The organism is Amycolatopsis sp. SID8362, assembly GCF_010550475.1.
Lineage (GTDB): Bacteria > Actinomycetota > Actinomycetes > Mycobacteriales > Pseudonocardiaceae > Amycolatopsis > Amycolatopsis eburnea.
Window position 1 is genome coordinate 1 of record NZ_JAAGNB010001441.1, and the last position, 1,737, is coordinate 1,737.

Consider the following 1,737-nt stretch of genomic DNA (forward strand, 5'->3'; position numbering starts at 1 on the left):
CCGCGGCCACCGCGGCCCTCCTCGGCGGTGCGGACGTCACCTCGGCCGTCGCGACGGCGGTCGAAGCGGCCGCCCGGTTCGTCGCCGCCGGGGGTGCGACGGCACTGTCCACGAACGACGGTCCGGTCCCCGATCGGCAGCCCGCGAGCGACGCTTTCGGCCTCGCTTCGCGGGTGCGTGAGGGCGGCGGCTGCCTGATCGCCACCGGCGGCTGCTTCGACCTGCTGCACCCCGGGCACGTCAGCCTGCTGCGGCAGGCCCGCGCCCTCGGCGACGCGCTCGTCGTCTGCCTCAATTCCGACGCGTCGGTGCGGGCCCTCAAGGGTCCCGGCCGTCCGCTGGTGCACGACCGCGACCGCGCCCGGCTGCTGGCCGCGTTGTCCTTTGTGGACGCGGTCGTCGTCTTCGACGAGCCGTCGCCCGTCGCCGTGCTGGAGCGGCTGCGCCCGGACGTGTGGGTCAAGGGCGGCGACTACGCGGCCGCCGACCTGCCCGAACGCGCGGTCGTGGAGCGGCACGGCGGCGAGGTCGTCCTCGTCCCGGCCGTCCCCGGCTACTCGACGTCCCGGCTGGTCGCCGCGGCGGCCAGTGCCTGACACCCCGACCCCGAAGGAGTGCGATGCGACCCCTCGGCAACGTCCTGATCACCGGTGGCGCCTCCGGCCTCGGCGCCGCCACCGTCGACGCCGTCCGCAAGGCCGGCGGCACGCCCTACGTCCTCGACCGCGTCCGCCCCGAGGACCCGGCCGAATTCGTCGAAGCGGATCTGACCGACACCGCCGCGACCGAGGCCGCGGTGCGCGAGCTGGCCGAACGCGCGGGCGGTCTGGACGGCGTTTTCACCGCCGCCGGCACCGACGCGTGCGGCCCGCTCGGCAGCGTGTCCACAGTGGACTGGGAGCGGGTGGTCAAGGTGAACCTGCTCGGCACCGCGGCCGTCGTCCGCGCCGCGCTCCCGTACCTGGAACGCTCGCACGGCACGGTCGTCACCGTCGCGTCCACTTTGGGCATCAAGGCGGTGAGCGACGCTACCGCGTACTGCGCTTCGAAGTTCGGCGTCGTCGGCTTCACCCGCGCGCTGGCCGCGGAACTGGCCGGGCGGGTCGGCGTCACGCTGCTGATCCCCGGCGGGATGTGGACGCACTTCTTCGACGACCGCACCGACCAGTACAAGCCGCCGCCGGACGCCAAGCTCAACCAGCCCGAGCACGTCGCGGGCACCGTCGTCTTCGCGCTCCAGCAGCCGCCCGGCTCGGAAGTCCGCGAACTCGTCGTGTGCGGGTCCGAGGAGGGGTCGTGGCCGTGAGCTCCGCCGTTCTCGTGCTGCGCGCGCTCGGCCTCGGCGACCTGCTGACGGCGGTACCCGCGCTCCGGGCGCTGCGGGCGGCGCACCCGGACGACCGGCTGGTGCTGGCCGCGCCCGAGGGCCTGCGCGACCTCGTCGAGCTGATCGACGCGGTCGACGAGCTGCTGCCGACCGCGGGCCTGGGCGACCTCGCCTGGCCGGGGCCGCCGCCGAGGCTCGCGGTGAACCTGCACGGCAGCGGTCCGGAAAGCATCCACGACCTGATGGCGGCCGACCCGGCGGAGTTGCTCACCCACCAGCACCCCGACTTCCCCGCCGTGCCCGGGCTCGAGTGGCGCGACGACGTGCACGAAGTCGACCGCTGGTGCCGGCTCGTCGAGTACGCCCACGTCCCGGCCGACCGCTCGGCACTGCGGCTGCCCTCGCCGCCG

The 1,737-nt window shown here is 75.1% G+C and carries 3 protein-coding genes; all 3 read left to right on the forward strand.

The annotated features are described in order from the left end of the window. Positions 1-596 (forward strand): adenylyltransferase/cytidyltransferase family protein (locus G3I65_RS44400; protein ID WP_160701429.1); only part of this gene is annotated, 596 nt, incomplete at its 5' end. Positions 597-619: 23 nt separating this feature from the next. Continuing rightward, positions 620-1,306 carry an SDR family oxidoreductase gene (locus G3I65_RS44405; protein ID WP_160701430.1) on the forward strand — a complete coding sequence of 229 codons (687 nt, stop codon included), beginning with the start codon at positions 620-622 and terminating at the stop codon, positions 1,304-1,306. Further along, positions 1,297-1,737: glycosyltransferase family 9 protein (locus G3I65_RS44410; RefSeq protein ID WP_160701431.1), on the forward strand; the 441-nt coding region annotated here is incomplete at its 3' end. The genes G3I65_RS44405 and G3I65_RS44410, both read left to right, overlap by 10 nt.

Bases quoted from the DNA above. Each gene is read 5' to 3' on its own strand.
- G3I65_RS44405 (WP_160701430.1), top strand. From the start codon at position 620: ATGCGACCCCTCGGCAACGTCCTGATCACCGGTGGCGCCTCCGGCCTC.